Genomic DNA, 16,554 nt, shown 5'->3' on the forward strand with positions numbered 1-16,554 from the left:
GTCGGCTTGACGCGGACGAGCGCCTTGAACACAATAGGTTTTTGACTATCGGATAACGCCATGGAATCTACAGGCAAAAGCGCCAGACTGTTCGTGCTGGATACCAACATCCTCATGCACGATCCCACCGCGATTTACCGGTTTGAAGAGCATGACTTATACCTGCCGATGGTCGTCCTTGAAGAACTTGACAGCCACAAAACTGGGCTTTCTGAAGTCGCGCGCAACGTTCGCCAGACAAACCGCATGCTCGTTGAACTGATGAGCAATGCCACACATGCGGAAATTGTTGCGGGTCTTAGTATTCCCGGGCATGCAAACGCCGGCAAGGCGCGCGCCAGCGGCCGGCTTTTTTTCCAGACTGATGAATTCGCGCCACTCCAGAGCAGCGCCCTTCCGGGGCACAAAGCCGATAACACCCTTCTGGCAACTGCACTCGGGCTGCAAAAGAAACATCCCGAAAAGCTCGTGGTCATTGTTTCCAAAGACATTAATCTGCGCATCAAAGCCGGCATTCTCGGCATTCCCGCAGAAGACTATTACAACGACAAGGTACTTGATGACGTCAATCTGCTGCACAGCGGACTGCATATCCTCGCAGAAGACTTCTGGGAAACCCATTCAAAAGACATGGAATCCTGGAAGGATTCCGGCCGGACATTTTATCGCGTCCACGGCCCGCTTGTGGAACACTGGAACCACAACGACTGCCTGAGTACCGCTGACAATCAGTTTCAGGGTATCGTTAAAGCCATCGAGCCAAACGGCGCCATAGTCGAGGTGGCACGCGACTATACGCAGACCCGCAATGCGGTCTGGGGCATTTGTGCGCGCAACCGTGAGCAGAATTTCGCCCTGAATCTCCTGCTCGACCCGGAAATCGATTTCGTCAGCCTTCAGGGTTCTGCCGGTACCGGAAAAACGCTCCTGACCATCGCCGCAGGACTTGCACAGGTGATGGATGAAAAGCGCTACACAGAAATCATCATGACCCGTGTCACCGTGCCGGTAGGTGAGGATATCGGTTTTCTGCCAGGCACTGAAGAAGAAAAAATGACGCCCTGGATGGGGGCGTTGATGGACAACCTCGAGGTGCTGCACAACACTCAGGAAGGCGGAAGCTTTGGACGTGCGGCGACCCAGGACCTGCTTCAGTCGCGCATTAAAATCCGCTCACTGAACTTCATGCGCGGACGCACGTTCCTGAACCGCTTCATCATCATCGATGAATCGCAAAACCTGACCTCGAAACAAATCAAGACGCTGGTCACACGTGCAGGCCCTGGCAGTAAAATCATCTGCCTTGGTGATATCAAACAGATTGACACACCCTATCTGACCGAAACCACCTCCGGCCTGACCTTCGCCGTTGACCGTTTCAAGAATTGGGAACACAGTGCACACATGACCCTGACGCGCGGGGAACGCTCGCGGCTCGCGTTCTATGCCGCTGAACACTTGTAGGAATGCTCTGAACCATGCAAACACATGCGATTACGTTTGACGATGTTTTACTCATCCCGGCCTATAACCACCACGAGTCACGGCGCGTGGTGGACATCAGTGTCACGGATAAAGTCGAAAAGCTCCACCTGAAGCTGCCCGTCATCAGCTCTAACATGGACACCATCACCGAAAGCAAGATGGCAAATTTCATGTCGCGCGTTGGCGGTATGGGCGCGCTGCACCGTTTTTTGAGCATCGAAGATAACGTGGCTGAGTTCAAAAAATGCACGGGCCAGGTGTTTGTTTCGGTGGGCACTACCGACACAGAAATTGAACGCGCGGAAGCGCTCAGGGATGCAGGTGCCGATTTTTTCTGCATTGATGTGGCGCACGGACACGCGAAGTATGTCGGCAAAACCCTGAAACGTCTGCGTGCATTGCTGGGCGATCGCTGCATCATGGCCGGTAACGTGGCAACTTATGCAGGCGCTGATTACCTCGCATCCTGCGGCGCCGACCTCATCAAAGCCGGTATTGGCGGCGGGTCGGTTTGCAGCACGCGGATTAAAACCGGCTTTGGCGTCCCCATGCTCACCTGCATTCAGGATTGTGCGCGCGCCGATCGGTCCATTGTTGCCGATGGCGGCATCCGTACCTCCGGCGACATCGTCAAGGCGCTCGCTTTTGGCGCTGATTTCGTCATGATTGGCGGCATGCTCGCGGGCAGCGACTCGACCCCGGGCACGGTTATCACCGGGGAGAATGGCTGCAAGGTCAAACAATACCGCGGCATGGCTTCACGTGAAGCCCAGGAAGCCTTTCTCGGCCAGATGCAGGAATGGAAAACCGCCGAAGGGGTAGCAACCGAAGTGCCCTGGCATAACCGCGAAGACGAAATCATTGCGGATATCGTCGGCGGCCTGCGCTCAGGCCTTACCTATGCCGGCGCCGATACCGTTCGCGAGTTACAGCGAAAGCTTAATTACATGGTTGTCAGCCAGGCAAGCCGGATTGAAAGCCTGCCCCATAAACTTCTGGAACGCGCCGGCGGATAACCACATGAAAATTAATGATTTCCGCTGGATGCGACAGGGGCTGTCTCTAGAGTATCCAACGCGCAGTGACCTCAACTTCCTTCGCCCGATTAACGAAAAGAAGAGCGGCACCTCAAAGGCGCTGTTGATGCTGCACGGCTTTTCTTCATCACCCGCGGTCTTTCGCTGCCTTATCCCTGAACTGCCTGAATTTGACGCACTCATGGCACCACTGCTTCCAGGGCATGGTGAGAGCATTAGCGCCTTCGCTGACAGCGATGCCGCCGCCTGGATTGCCGCTTCAGAAGCGTCCGTTGAGAGCCTGCTTGAAACGTATGACGAGGTGCATGTGCTGGGGCTTTCACTCGGTGGCCTGCTCGCGGTGCACCTTGGGCAACGCTATCCGCTCCATCACCTCTGGCTGCTGGCTCCAGCACTGGCTATCAATTTACCAACAAACCTTCTGCTGCCAACCGCAAAATTTTTGCAAAAACTGGGTTTCGTGCGTCTTCGGGCCCGCTCTGGCAATATCTGCAGACAGGGCGTGTGCGAGCTGACCTATCGCCAGCTACCCATTGGTACAATTTGTGAAATCATGGAGCTTATACGTGACTTTCCTGACGCGCTCCCCACGTGCCCGACTGACATCTTTTTGGGGCGACACGACATGGTTGTTAACTCAGAAGCGGTTGCCGCACGGTTTATGGATGCACCCAATACCACCCTGCACTGGCTTAAGAACTCAGCACATGTGCTGCCGCTTGATAATGATTTTCGAGAGATAGCCGCCTGCATACGCGCGCATGTTGGAGCGCATGAGACGGCGTGAGCGAGGCGCGTGTTTACTCGCGGATTTTCGCCACGACATTCACATCCAGATGTTTAACAATCTGCTGAACCAGCTTCACAGTGTTTTCATAATCGCGGGTATCAAAAATGCCGCCTTCCTGGTGCGCATAACGCACGGGCACACCAATGTTGATAACCGGCACGCCTTCGCCGCTGGTCTGAAGTTTTGCGCCGTCCTCACCATATCCGCTTTCCACTTCAATTTGCACGGGAATGCCCTGTTTTCTGGCTTCGGCGTATATCCACTCAAGAAGTGCAGTATTTGGGATTAAGCTGCGGTCATACGCGAACAGTCCGGGTCCCTTGCCAAGGGCGATGCGCCCTTTGCGGGCTGCCAGCAGTTTGGGATAATCATCGGCAATACCGACTTCAATGTTAATCACCACATCCGGGCGGGTACCGGCATGGATGGTGCCGGCACCCCTGAGCCCAATTTCTTCCTGAACCGTTGCCGCCGCAATCACGTGATTCGGGTGCTTGCCCAGCGTTTCCAGTACATCGGTAATAACGGCAAGCCCAATCCGGTCATCAAGCGCCTTGGCAAGAATGCGGTTTGCCGTCAGGGGCGACCAGAGCGCGAGCGGTGTTACCGGTAAGCCAACCCGAACCCCCATTGCCTGAACTTCCTCAGCACTGCGCGCGCCAATATCCAGAAACAATGCAGTTTCTCGCGGGGTACGTGGACGCTCGGCGTCTGTCAGCAGGTGAGGCGAGTCCATGCCGGAATACGCCGTAACCCGACCACCCGGCACCTCTATCTGCCAGCGATGTGCAAAAACAGAGGCCTCATAAATGCCCCCTAGCGGCACCACCCGCAAAAAACCGTCTGGCGTAATGGACTCCACCATCAGCCCGACCTCGTCCATGTGTGCCATCAGCAGCACTCGCGGACCAGTCTCTGATGCCGCTTCACCAATGACATTGCCCATGCCATCCACATGCACTTTAGGCAGCGTTTTCTGCCAGCGCGCCCGCACGGCTTCACGTACGGGCTTTTCAAAACCGCTGGCACCGGGCAGTAAGGTTAACTGTTGCAGAAAATCAAGATTTGAAGCTGCAAACGCGGAACACGTACAGCAAAAAAGCACAAAAAGACGCATCAAACGCATGAACGACTCCATAATTGTCCAGGGCATGTCCTTACCGATTGTAAATATCCCAGTTTTTATCGGCATACTCACTCCACTCCCGCATGTCGAGCACTGAGCCCTCATGCGCCATAAAATCGGCCCGGGTTGCAGGAATGTTGTAGTAATAAATGTTGCTTTTATCCAGTGCCAGCGTATGTTGATGGTTTGTGCTGCTGATGCGCGCTGTGGCCATATCATGGGTACGGACATAGGTGCGCATCGCACGCAGGTAGCGACCGGCAAATTCAGCGCGGTCAAAAAGCTCGATTTCCACACGGTCGGCGATACCCGCGAGCTGCACAAAAGCCTTATCTCGCTCTTCTATGACAAGATGGCGGCTTCTCACCCAGTAAAGACCAAACATGCCCTCACCATCAACCTTCAGGCGCGCAAGACCAACCACGCCGTTCATCTGGACCCGGGACTTACCGTGCAGAATGGCGTGCAGATAGATGCTGGTAGCGCCATCAATCGATACATACCCGCCACCACCCACTTCCAGTACGCGCAGGTTCATCCGTCCTTTCAACGTGGTACGCCCGGGGTTGGCGATATGCAGCTCAAGGCCGTTGGAATGCACAGCGTCTCCCGTAATACTGCCAACACCGGTATAGTCAAAAACATTAAGCGTATTAGCACGAATTTCAACAGAAACCGGTCCAAGACGAGGATACCCTCCCTGCAGACTCACGCTGAGAACCCCGTTTTGCACCTGGGTTACTACGGCAGAAATATCTCTGACATCTCCATGCAGGATGACCGAGGGTTTAGAAAAACCGGTACGCAGACGCACATTCAGACGGCCATTCACCTGGACGCGCGTAAACTGTGGCATGGGACGGGTTTGCGTAGCCTGTACGGCAGTCTGCGGCAAGGCCTGTGCCTCAGAGGCATGACGCTTTGGCGTACACCCCGCGGCAAGCAGCAGCATTCCGCCAAGACAAAGCATCAGTATAGTTTGCGCAAAAGCATTTGCGAAACGCACGGCTTTCTCCACAAAAGGCCCCACCATCATTCTTTTTTCCTTACCTTAGAGGATGTTACGTGTCTGTGCAAGAGGTGCCGGGGCGAAAGCCGAAATTCGAAATCGGGAGGGGCAGGTTGAGGGACGCTTGAAAGGCGGCGCTTCCTGCACCATTTCCGACAGGGATTTTGAGGAGGAGGTATCCATCGGCAGGCTCAGCCAGACATCAACAAGCACACCACTGGTACAGCCGATAAACACCCGGGAGCGGTAGGCCTTGCCAAAACTTGCATCAACTGCATCCGCAAAATCGGCAGCCTTCACGGTACGCCCACGATTTTGCCGCAAAAATACCCCTATTGGCGTGGCATCAACCGCCTCGGCAAAGTGAGCGGCACGGGTGAAGTAATCGTTGACATTACTGTCCTGACAGCTGCCGTGCTTGTACCACTCGTGTCGCTCAAGACAGGTTCCGGCGCTAAAGGACGGCATGTTGACTGACAGGAGTTGTGCCGTAGCATCATTCAGTGGAAGACGCGCGTAATCGCAGTGATGCGTCTGCATGTCAGCGCCGCAAAAGGTATAATCGATGCCGCAGGCTTCCTGATTGGGCCAGAGTCCATGCAGCACAAGATGGTTTGCCGCATGCCCACGCGCACTTAACTCGAGGCATTCCTTTTTACCGGCGCCATGTCCATAGGTTTCGCAAAACCCTGGCTGCCAGCTCAATGCAAGCACGTAGGCATCTGCCATGCCGGGGCGTAAATCACATCGGTCTGAAGGAGGAGTCAAATCCTGCGCGCAAGCGCGCAGCGACACGGCTAACAGAAAAACCACGGGTACACGCCACATGGAACCCCCGGCGGGCAGGTTTACAGCCATGGTTCATGATACCTAAAGGGATAAGGCCCTGTCCATCTCATGATGCAGCAGCACAATACACTGGGAAGCAAAGAGCATGCGTCGGCCAAGAGACAGACGGGTAGCACCTTGCCGAAGCACTCCCTTAATGCTGTTTTTCGGCATTTCGAGGTGATCGCTTAAGACAAATACCGGATTTTGAGGCCACGCCTGCAGGCGTGCATCTTCGCCTTTTGGTGAGAGCACAAACACGGGACGCTCAGCAAGCTCCATGCGAAAAAGGCGCTCAAAGCCAAATCCCATAACCTTCACCCCGGGCGCTGCCTCGCGCACGCTTTCATGCGGCATGTTTATGCCCATGCGCAGGGCCTGCTCGAGGAGTGCATATACGGCCTCTTCATGAAAACCAGCCAGCGAAAGACCATTTTGTGCGCTGAAATGCACCGTTCGCGGGAAGTCCGGCGCAGAATCGAGCACCACGTACACCTCAACGTCGTCACGAAAGCCGCAGGAATAGAAAAACGCGTTCAACACACAGTGCGCAACCACTTCAAGATGTCCACGCGCACCCACCTGCAGACGAATACGTTCAGGATGGGTCGTTCCCTGGCGGGAACGGATAACAAAGGTTCGCAAACCAAACTCCACTCACCCGTAAAATGCGAATCCTCGCATAAAGGGCTTTTGTCAGCAATCATCTCAGGCTATCCTGACAGAAAAAATCGGAGCTTTTATGACCATTCGCTGTGTTCAATTCGTGCTTTTTTGCGCGGGCCTGCTGCTGTCAGCCACAACCCCTGCCGCGAACGCGGCCTCGGTCGAATCCCTTGTTGCCAAAACCGGTGCCGATGGCACGGTAAGCGTTAACTTTACGCTCAAAGATGACAGTGGCAAGGGGATTGGGCCTGATGCGCTCGACACGGTGCACGAGAAAAAAATGCACCTGATGACGATTGACTCCTCGCTCACCGACTATCAGCACCTGCACCCGACTTCTACTGATGGAAAAGGGCGGTATCAGTTTTCATGGAGGCCGCGTCTTCCGAGTCACACCTATCGCTACTGGCTGGAAGTAACTCCCTCTTCCACCCATCAGACCATAAACCGTACCGGGATTTTACAGCGTGGCACCGTTAAGGCGCCACCCGCGTTCAGTCAGTCTGAAATGCACAGTGTGGTTGATGGCTTGCGCTATCGTCTGAGTTTTGACAGCGCCGAATTGCAGCCGGGTAAAATGGTGGTCGGTAAAATCCGTATTACGACACTCGAAGGTAAGCCCGTGCGCAAACTGGAGCCAATTATGGGCGCCTACGCGCATCTTGCCGGATTTAATGATAATTTCCGCGATATGGTACACCTGCACCCAATGGGCGAAGAACCTCAAACCCGCAATTCACGCGGCGGACCGGAGCTGGTTTTCCATTTTCAGCCAGAAAAACCAGGCATTGTTCGTCTGTTTGCACAGGTTAAAATTGATGGTGCGGAACTTATTGTACCGTTCACGCTGATAGTAGAGCAGAAAAAGGCTTTAGCCTGAGTGAATATGGCCTCACTGTAGATCTCGGCCCAGCATGATAAAGACTTATTAAATACAAAGATTTATTTGAAAATGGCGCCGTAGCCTGCGCTGATAAGCGCGGGACAGGACGCTCGTAATAAACGTCCGGCCAACGGCGATACCCGATGCCGGGCTTCGCTGTGCTCAACCCAGCCTACCGCACAATTGTAAATAATAAGCACAATGCGGTAGCCTGCGCTGATAAGCGCGGGACAGGATGCTCGTAATAAACATCCGGCCAACGGCGATACCCGATGCCGGGCTTCGCGGCACTCAACCAAGCCTACCGCACAATTGTAAATAATAAGCACAATGCGGTAGCCTGCGCTGATAAGCGCGGGACAGGATGCTCGTAATAAACATCCGGCCAACGGCGATACCCGATGCCGGGCTTCGCGGCACTCAACCAAGCCTACCGCACAATTGTAAATAATAAGCACAATGCGGTAGCCTGCGCTGATAAGCGCGGGACAGGATGCTCGTAATAAACATCCGGCCAACGGCGATACCCGATGCCGGACTTCGCCGCACTCAGCCTAGACTACGAAATATTTATTAAATACAATGAGTTACTTGAAACATGCACCATAGCCTGGGCTGATAAGCCCAGGGATGGATGCAGGAGAAAAGAACAGGTCTTAGAGCCAATACACAAAAATAAACAGGAAGAGCCATACCACGTCTACAAAGTGCCAGTACCAGGCAACGGCTTCGAACGCAAAATGGCGCTCGGGCGTAAAATGCCCCTTGAGGCAGCGCAAAAGAATAACGATTAGCATGATGGTACCAATCGTAACGTGCAGGCCGTGGAAACCGGTCAACATGAAGAACGTTGTGCCATAAATACCTGCGTTAAGGGTTAAATCCATCTCAGTGTATGCTTCATGGTATTCATACGCCTGCAGAGTAAGGAAGAGCACGCCGAGTGCTATGGTCAGCAACATGCCAACAGCAAGTTGATGGCGCTTTTTCATCTTTAATGCCCAGTGAGCCCAGGTAATGGTAACGCCTGATGTCAGAAGGATAAGGGTGTTAATGGCAGCAAGACCCCAGGCCCCCATCGCCTCTTCGGCACCAACAAAAAGCTGGTTGTTCGGGTTATTCAGCAACGGCCAGGTGGCTTTGAAATCTGACCAGAGTGTGTAATGGGTCATTGGGTGCATTTCGCCGCCGAGCAACGGAATGGTCCAGAAACGTGTGTAAAAAAGCGCGCCGAAAAATGCTCCGAAAAAGCACACTTCTGAAAAAATAAACCAGCACATGGCCCAACGGAATGAGCGATCGACCTGGAGGTCATACATGCCCTTTTCATTTTCATAAATCACCTGGCCAAACCAGCCGAACATCATGAAAATTAGAACGCCTAGTCCCAATGCAAACACATACGGGCCATACCAGTCATGGTGCAGCCACGAAGCCGCCCCAACCAGCGTGGTCAGGAGCCCAATGGACCCGACCAGCGGCCAGTGGCTGGGGTTGGGAACATAATAGGTGCCGTGTTCAGCCATGGTTCTATCTTCTCCGTTTTTGGCAACATGCTGCCTTTGGTATTACTTGCGGTGAGTGACATCAAACAATGTGTAAGATAACGTCACCGTACGAATATTTTCTGGTAATTCAGGGTCAAGGTGAAACAGCAGCGGCATGTGCATGGCTTCGTGGCCGTTTAATGTCTGCTGCGTAAAACAAAAACACTCCGTTTTCTTCAAATACTTTGCCGCGAGAGCCGGCGTCACATTTGGCACGGCCTGCACCACCATGCTGTGGTCGGTGCGATTTTCCGCGTAAAATGACAGCCTCGCTACTTCACCGGGATGAACGCTAATTTTCCGGGTTTCCGGATAAAAGGTCCACTGCACGCCCTCGTTATTGGTTGCTACAAATTCAACAGTAACCTGACGTTTGGCATCCATTTTAACGGAGTGAGCAGCCTCCAGCGCCACCTGTTGCCCGGTTTTTCCGTTGATGCCAAGCGTCTTGCAAAGCGTATTGTAGATAGGCACCAGTGCGAAGCCAAACCCGAACATGCCAATCACAAGAACTGCGAGCTTCAACAGCAGGCGGCCATGGCGCGCACCGGGCTGCATGCTCAATGCACCTCCGGCGGAGTAGTGAAGCTGTGGTATGGCGGTGGTGAAGACAGCGTCCACTCAAGACCGTGCGCACCTTCCCACACCTGGGCATCCACCTTTTTACCGCCACGAACTGTACGAATGACGTTGTAGAGGAAAATCAGCTGCGAGAATCCAAAGATGAAGGCACCAACAGTCGCAATCATGTTGAAATTGGTAAATTGCAGCGCATAATCTGGAATACGTCGCGGCATGCCGGCAAGCCCCAGAAAATGCATTGGGAAAAAAGTAATGTTAACGGAAATCACCGAAAGCCAAAAATGCCACTTCCCAAGCGTCTCACTGTACATGTGCCCTGTCCATTTTGGCAGCCAGAAGTAGGTTGCAGACATCAGTGAGAAAATTACGCCAGGCACCAGTACATAGTGGAAATGCCCCACGACAAAATACGTATCCTGGTATTGATAATCTGCAGGCACGAGAGAAAGCATCAGCCCGGTGAAACCACCAATCGTGAACAAAAACACAAAGGCGATGGCAAAAAGCATCGGCGTTTCGAACGTCATGGCGCCTCGGAACATGGTGCTGACCCAGTTAAAGACTTTCACGCCCGTAGGCACAGAAATCAGCATGGTGGCGTACATGAAAAATAGCTCTGCCCCCAGCGGCACGCCGGTAGTAAACATGTGGTGCACCCACACAATAAACGACAGTATGGCAATCGCCGCCGTCGCATACACCATAAAGTGGTACCCAAAGAGGCGCTTGCGGCTAAACGCCGGAATCACTTCGGAAATCACCCCGAATGCCGGCAGCACGAGCACATACACTTCCGGGTGCCCAAAGAACCAGAACACGTGCTGGAAGAGAATCGGGTCCCCGCCTCCGGCCGCACTGAAAAAGCTGGTACCAAAATGACGGTCGGCAAGCATCATGGTGACAGCACCCGCAAGTACCGGCATGATGGCAATCAGGAGAAATGCGGTAATGAGCCACGTCCAGACAAACATCGGCATTTTCATAAGGGTCATGCCAGGGGCCCGCATGTTTAGAATGGTCGCGATGATGTTAATGGAACCCATGATGGATGAAATTCCCATCATGTGTACGGCGAAAATCATGAAATCCGTACTTGGAGGCGCATATTTCGTGGACAGGGGCGCGTACATCGTCCAGCCGAAGTTTGGACCGCCGCCGCTGTGAAACATGGTAGAGCCAAGCAGCGCAAAGGCGAAGGGAAGCAGCCAGAAACTCCAGTTGTTAAGACGCGGCAGCGCCATGTCTGGCGCGCCAATCATCATGGGTATCTGCCAGTTGGCCATACCGGTAAAGGCCGGCATCACTACACCAAACAGCATGATGAGGCCATGCATGGTGGTCATCTGGTTGAAAAAATTCGGATCGACAAAGCGGTGTCCCGGCTGAAAGAGTTCGGCACGAATCACAAGCGCCATCGCACCTGCTATAAAGAAACTCGCCATCGCAAGCCACAGATACAGCGTACCAATGTCTTTATGGTTCGTGGTAAAAAGCCAGCGCTTTGCAAAACCGAAAAAGCCCTTACCCTGTTCGGGGCCATGGTGCGCATCCGTGTGATGCGCGTCTGTGTGGTGTATTGCCTCGCTCATCGCAAACCTCCGGCTTTTGCCTTATTAACCACGGTTGGCGCAACCGTATTTTCCTGACGTACTCTGGCAACGTCAGCCGCCTGTATGGTGTCGTCTGTGTTGTTGCCCCACGCATTACGCTCATATGTCGCAATGGCCGCAACTTCCTCATCGGTCAGCAGGTCGCGGTAGGGCTGCATGGCAGAGCCAGCTATGCCGTTTAAGATCATTTCAATGTGCCGTGATATCGGCTTTCCGACCGCAACTGAGCTGCCCTTAAGCGGGGGATACAGTGGCGGAAGGCCGGTTCCATCTGCCTTATGGCAGGCAGCACAAAGCTGGTTATACTTATCGCGGCCAAGATTAATGAGCTCTGCTCGCGAAAGTGTCTTTTGCGCTTCAGGCTCTTTTTCAACAGCCGCATAACGGTCTTCGACCTGCGTCTGGGCACTGACCCATGTTTCAAAGTCTTTTTCGCTGACAGCCTGCACAACAATTGGCATAAAACCGTGATTAATTCCGCAAAGCTCCGCGCACTGACCGCGATAAACGCCGGGTTTATCAATAACGGCCCATGCTTCATACATAAAGCCCGGGATTGCATCGCGCTTAACCCCAAGTTCCGGCACCCACCAGGAGTGAATAACATCGGTAGACGTTACCAGAAAACGAATTTTACGATGTACCGGCAGTACGAGTGGCTTGTCCACTTCAAGCAGGTACCACTCCCCCTTATCCTGTCGGTTTTGAATCTGATCATAGGGTGTTGAAAGGTTGCTAAAAAACTGAATGCCTTGATCAAGGTACTGGTATTGCCATTTCCACTGGGAGCCGACTACCTTGATGGTGACATCAGAATCAGCATTGTCTTCCATGCGGATAAGAATTTTGGTCGCGGGCACTGCAAGCGCCACCAGAATCAGAAAAGGAATCACCGCCCAGAAGATTTCAAGACGCGGATTATCATGAAACTTTGCGGGCGTATAGCCACGGGATTTACGGTGATGTATCAGGGAATAAATCATCACACCAAAAACGATGATACCAATCACTGCACACACGGCCATGGCTATCATGTGCAAATCGTACATGTCCCGGCTGATGGGAGTGACCCCTTTATACATGTTGAGCTGCCAGGTGTCTGCCTGCGCATACACCGCGTGGGTACCGAAAAGACCCATAAACCACGCGCTTAAACGTGCACCGTTAAACCAGTTTTGCATCCCCATTCCTCACCCCGGCTGCCGGTTAAACACCAACAGCTGTTAATGTATGTTTTCCAGTGTGTGTAAAGCCGCCTGTAACGCTTCAGCATGGTTCGCTGAACAACGATACCGGGTGCTTGCTGAGAGGTTCTCAGCCCGCACCCAATTCGGTTCCTTTACCAGAGACTGAAATTACCCTCGGTCTTGGACTGACTCACCATGTATTTGATGGCTTCAATTACTTCTCCGGTGGTGCAATGCACACAGCCTCCATTTTTAGGATGCTTCTCACCGTTAATGGTTTTCTCGATAAGCACATCCATATTCTGCTGAATCAAGGGTTTCCACGCTTCTCTGTCTCCGACTTTCGGCGCGCCGAGTTTGCCGTCCTTGTGACAGGCGCTGCAGTCCTCTTCATAAATGGCCTTACCACTGACAGGAAACTTCTCGCTGCCGCCAGCTTTAAGGTCGCGCCACTCTGAACGCGTCAGCGACTTGTTCAACAGATAGTCTACTGCTGAGATAATGTCATTATCGGAGCAGGTCACACACGCTCCCTTCACCGGCATACTGTTATAGCCCGCGATGGTATGACGGTAGAGTCCATTCAAGCCATTGTTTTTAAGGCGCATAAACCAGTTGGCCGTATCGCCGATACGTGGCGCTGCCATAACGCCTTCCTGGTGGCACACTACGCAGGCATTCAAATACACCTGTTTGCCACGCTTGAGCGATGGCGGCTGTTCTGAGGGCGTAACACCAAGTGTTTCAGTGCTGACCACTGTTTTGAGGTACGTGGCGATGGCTAAACGGTCTTCATCGGTGAGGTAGGCAAGGCTGTTGTGATTCACTTCAGCCATGGGTCCTGCAACGGTTCCGGCACGGTTAATCAGCTGGTTGTTCTTAAACACATCCGCCACTTCGATATGATTCGCTGATTCGAGTCCGTATTTAGTGATGTTTGGCGCCCAGTAACCATCGATGAACGCTCCAGTCAGATAATAGCGCTGCTTCGGTGCACCAAGCGGGTTGAGTGGTGTATGACACATGCTGCAGTGGCCCAGACCATCGACAATGTATCGACCACGGTTCCACTCCGGTGACTGTTCGGAGTCATAGGCAAAGGGTACGTCGTTTGGATAGAAAAAGAGCAGATTCCAGCCCCAGAGAGAAAAGCGCGCACCAGGCATGTTGAATGGGAAAGGCAGAGGACGGTTCTGCTGTTTAACCGCTGGTATGCTCATGAAGTATGCATACAAGGCACGTGCGTCATCATCGGTGATTTTTGAGAAATAGATGTACGGGAACACAGGGAAATAGTTTCGACCCTCAGGATCACGTCCCTTTTTCATGGCGCGGATGAAGTCTTCCTCTGTCCAGTTTCCAATACCGGTTTCTTTGTCGGGCGTAATATTGGGGCTGTAGAACGTGCCAAACGGTGTATTAAGCGGCAACCCTCCGGCAAAAGCGGGAGTTCCTGCTTCGATATTGGTATGACAGGCGATGCAGTCCCCCATTTTGGCAAGGTACTCGCCACGCTCTATCAGCGCCTTTTTATCCCCTTCTGCCGCCGGGGTTGGGGGATAAGCCGGATAGTATCCGTCAATCAACGGCTCGGATTTGACGGGTGATACGTCTTCTGCAGCAAATACCATGGCGCTGGCAGCCATGAGAATGACTGTCGCATATCCCAAAAATACGTTTTTTTTCAACAAAGAGCCCACGCTCCCTCCATTCCAATAGCCTCCAGGGCACCCATGGGCCTGAAAATATCCCGGCATTTTATACGCGAGAACGCACAACTGCAATCCACCGAGGCCTGCTTATCGCAAAAAGCGGGATAGAACTTGGAATGCATCCGGCAAAGCAGTATGATGCGCGCTCTGTCTGTCAACCAAGCAGGACTCAATCATGGCATGGATTAAAGCGACAACGCTCGCGCATCTTGAAAACGAACCCCGTTACACAACGGTACTCGATGGGCAAAAGGTGCTTATTGCCCTGCACGAGGGAAAAATTTATGCAATGCAATCCCAATGTCCGCACTTTAAACTGCCGCTGACCAATGGTGTCATTGAAAATAATACCATTACCTGTCCGTTTCATAAAAGTGAGTTTTGTCTGGACAGTGGTGAAGTCAAGTGTTGGTCGCCGTGGCCTAAAATTGCAAGCGGGCTGCTTGGGAAGCTTTCTAAACCCAAAAATCTAAAACTCTACCCGACTCGGATTGAAGCGGGAGAAGTGCTGGTGGAAATGGCATAACGTAATGGCCGGGCATACAGCCCGGCATAATTCTCTTGCTTAACTGCTGACGCCGCTGCCAGGAACGGCCGTCAGCAGCTTCGGGGTAATATCTGCGGCTGCCGCTTCCGCGCGCTTCCAAAGATACGACTGCAGCGCTTCAAAAAAGTGCATCGCCCCGCCCTGAGCGTACAGAACATAATCGAGCGTAAACTTGCGCGGCGTTGCAGCAAAGCCTTTCATCTCTTTTTGAAACGACCTGTCAATCGGGCGGTTGAGCCGGCCGACGGCAAGATCGTTCTCTGTCAGCGGTTGAACCGAAGCCATTGGCACCCAGGGCGCCCACGTTCGCATGAGTTTCTGAGCCGTTGTGTCGCGAAGCGCATACCAGCGTGCATCGGTGTCGCCATTAAAAACCCATCGGCAGGCTTCATCCAGTTCCTTAAAGGCCGTCTGGTACTCCTTGTAATGTAAATCGCGGTTAACCGCGTTCCCCGCTGCATAGCTAAACGCCAGAATGCTGACAGGCACAAACATGTATAAAATACTTCCCGCCGCGTAGCAGGCCATACCAACGACGCAAGCTCGAAAAATATGGGTATCGAGCGAATAGAGCGTTTGATGCGCCGTTTCAAAACGTTTTATTCGCGATTTAAGAAGCTGCACCATAGCCTGATCGTCAGGACTGTATGCGACAGAAGGTAATGCGGACACAGGAGCGGCCGCCTCGGGTCTTTGAAAAAAAATCGGCATGTCTATCCCTGCAATGCGTGAAAGCTGCATTTTAATCCTTTGACAGGAATTGGCAAGGATTTGGGGAAAGTCAGATTTGATTGCAGGTTGTGCGAAGTGCAAACCGGGCTCATTCAGGCTGAGTGAACCCTGTTTACGCTCGAGGGCACGCCCTAATTTGCGAACACTTCAAATCCGTCATGCAGCCTGCACACCGCGCGTATTGCCGGCATTTTTTCCGCATAGGTGATGGGGTCTAAAAAGCGGTTGACGACCTGAAGCTCGCCTTCTTTAGTGAAGGTGTAGACAAAACTCTGATGGACAGGCCCAAGTTCAGGTGCCTTCGAGATTTCATGGGTGTATTTCGTGCCACGCGATCCCATAAAACCTTGCTTATCCATAATGACATGATCGGGTGAATAACTCGAAATGATATCAGGGGTAATATTCGGCAGATTTAATGTGCACTTATTCCAATCAACGACATAGGTGATTTTCTTTCCGCTTTTAACCGCAGCAACCGCTTGCTGATAGTCAAAAAGTTGTTCCGCGTGACTTGCGCCTGCCAGAAACAGCATGAGCAAAAGAGGCTTTTTCATGATAAGTCCTTTTAAGTGACATCGGTGTCGCATACCACCACTTGATATGCAAACTCATCTGTAACCATTCACCACGTTCACCGAAAAGCCATATTTGGCGCACAACCTGCACTCAAATCTGACTTTTCCCCTAAAGCATTCAAAATGTGGTGAATAGATACACTCATCTTATCTCTTAAAAAGGGCGCATACCAGCGTGTAAGCTGCGTATTGAATACAGGGAAGAAGTATTGTAGAAATACAGCGGCTATCGTGA

General features: G+C 52.7%; 16 protein-coding genes. 5 read left to right on the plus strand and 11 right to left on the minus strand.

Annotated elements, in window-relative coordinates; translation table 11 throughout:
- Positions 1–60: 60 nt before the first annotated feature.
- From E4T54_RS05415 to E4T54_RS05425, 3 genes are read left to right on the plus strand one after another with little or no spacing between them, the layout of a single operon-like run.
- Positions 61–1,464: a PhoH family protein gene (locus E4T54_RS05415; protein WP_028386725.1), complete on the plus strand. Its 1,404-nt coding sequence runs from the start codon at positions 61–63 to the stop codon at positions 1,462–1,464.
- 14 nt (positions 1,465–1,478) lie between these two features.
- The gene (locus E4T54_RS05420; protein ID WP_028386724.1) at positions 1,479–2,501 is read left to right on the plus strand and encodes a guanosine monophosphate reductase; all 1,023 of its coding nucleotides are present in this window, start codon (positions 1,479–1,481) and stop codon (positions 2,499–2,501) included.
- A gap of 4 nt (positions 2,502–2,505) precedes the next feature.
- Positions 2,506–3,309: an alpha/beta hydrolase gene (locus E4T54_RS05425; protein ID WP_028386723.1), complete on the plus strand. Its 804-nt coding sequence runs from the start codon at positions 2,506–2,508 to the stop codon at positions 3,307–3,309.
- A gap of 13 nt (positions 3,310–3,322) precedes the next feature.
- Here E4T54_RS05425 and E4T54_RS05430 read toward each other — a convergent pair whose 3' ends face one another.
- From E4T54_RS05430 to E4T54_RS05445, 4 genes are read right to left on the minus strand one after another with little or no spacing between them, the layout of a single operon-like run.
- Positions 3,323–4,438, minus strand: coding sequence for a M42 family metallopeptidase (locus E4T54_RS05430; protein WP_051550953.1), 1,116 nt, complete (start codon positions 4,436–4,438; stop codon positions 3,323–3,325).
- A 31-nt stretch (positions 4,439–4,469) separates the two neighbouring features.
- Positions 4,470–5,474 (minus strand): GIN domain-containing protein, encoded by a 1,005-nt coding sequence (locus tag E4T54_RS05435; protein WP_051550952.1) that lies wholly within the window; start codon positions 5,472–5,474, stop codon positions 4,470–4,472.
- A gap of 15 nt (positions 5,475–5,489) precedes the next feature.
- Positions 5,490–6,275, minus strand: coding sequence for a ribonuclease T2 family protein (locus tag E4T54_RS05440; RefSeq protein WP_065230344.1), 786 nt, complete (start codon positions 6,273–6,275; stop codon positions 5,490–5,492).
- A 42-nt stretch (positions 6,276–6,317) separates the two neighbouring features.
- Positions 6,318–6,920, minus strand: coding sequence for a hypothetical protein (locus tag E4T54_RS05445; protein WP_028386720.1), 603 nt, complete (start codon positions 6,918–6,920; stop codon positions 6,318–6,320).
- Between the two features lie 97 nt (positions 6,921–7,017).
- On the opposite strand from E4T54_RS05445, the gene E4T54_RS05450 reads away from it, so the two are divergent.
- Entirely contained in the window at positions 7,018–7,821 is an 804-nt protein-coding gene (locus E4T54_RS05450) for a hypothetical protein (protein ID WP_051550949.1), read from the plus strand.
- A gap of 659 nt (positions 7,822–8,480) precedes the next feature.
- Here the strand turns inward: E4T54_RS05450 and E4T54_RS05455 are convergent.
- The 5 genes from E4T54_RS05455 to E4T54_RS05475 form a co-directional block, all read right to left on the minus strand.
- Positions 8,481–9,350: a cytochrome c oxidase subunit 3 gene (locus E4T54_RS05455; RefSeq protein ID WP_028386193.1), complete on the minus strand. Its 870-nt coding sequence runs from the start codon at positions 9,348–9,350 to the stop codon at positions 8,481–8,483.
- Positions 9,351–9,392: 42 nt separating this feature from the next.
- Complete coding sequence (locus tag E4T54_RS05460; RefSeq protein ID WP_028386194.1) at positions 9,393–9,929, minus strand: cytochrome c oxidase assembly protein; 537 nt, start codon at positions 9,927–9,929, stop codon at positions 9,393–9,395.
- A gap of 2 nt (positions 9,930–9,931) precedes the next feature.
- On the minus strand, positions 9,932–11,542 hold the full coding sequence (gene ctaD, locus E4T54_RS05465; RefSeq protein ID WP_028386195.1) for a cytochrome c oxidase subunit I: 1,611 nt from the start codon (positions 11,540–11,542) through the stop codon (positions 9,932–9,934).
- A complete protein-coding gene (gene coxB / locus E4T54_RS05470) occupies positions 11,539–12,744 on the minus strand; it encodes a cytochrome c oxidase subunit II (RefSeq protein ID WP_028386196.1) in 1,206 nt (401 codons plus the stop codon). The genes ctaD and coxB overlap by 4 nt, the downstream gene beginning before the upstream one ends.
- A 158-nt stretch (positions 12,745–12,902) precedes the next feature.
- Positions 12,903–14,396 (minus strand): c-type cytochrome, encoded by a 1,494-nt coding sequence (locus tag E4T54_RS05475; RefSeq protein WP_238582784.1) that lies wholly within the window; start codon positions 14,394–14,396, stop codon positions 12,903–12,905.
- Positions 14,397–14,637: 241 nt separating this feature from the next.
- Between E4T54_RS05475 and E4T54_RS05480 the strand changes: the two genes are divergently transcribed.
- Complete coding sequence (locus tag E4T54_RS05480; RefSeq protein ID WP_028386198.1) at positions 14,638–14,988, plus strand: Rieske (2Fe-2S) protein; 351 nt, start codon at positions 14,638–14,640, stop codon at positions 14,986–14,988.
- A gap of 39 nt (positions 14,989–15,027) precedes the next feature.
- Here E4T54_RS05480 and E4T54_RS05485 read toward each other — a convergent pair whose 3' ends face one another.
- Both E4T54_RS05485 and E4T54_RS05490 read right to left on the minus strand, forming a co-directional pair.
- Positions 15,028–15,750: a hypothetical protein gene (locus E4T54_RS05485; RefSeq protein WP_028386199.1), complete on the minus strand. Its 723-nt coding sequence runs from the start codon at positions 15,748–15,750 to the stop codon at positions 15,028–15,030.
- A 122-nt stretch (positions 15,751–15,872) separates the two neighbouring features.
- The gene (locus E4T54_RS05490) at positions 15,873–16,298 is read right to left on the minus strand and encodes a hypothetical protein (protein WP_028386200.1); all 426 of its coding nucleotides are present in this window, start codon (positions 16,296–16,298) and stop codon (positions 15,873–15,875) included.
- Positions 16,299–16,554 lie beyond the last annotated feature (256 nt).

The sequence above is a fragment of the Legionella geestiana genome (genome assembly GCF_004571195.1).
Taxonomy (GTDB): Bacteria; Pseudomonadota; Gammaproteobacteria; order Legionellales; family Legionellaceae; genus Legionella_B; species Legionella_B geestiana.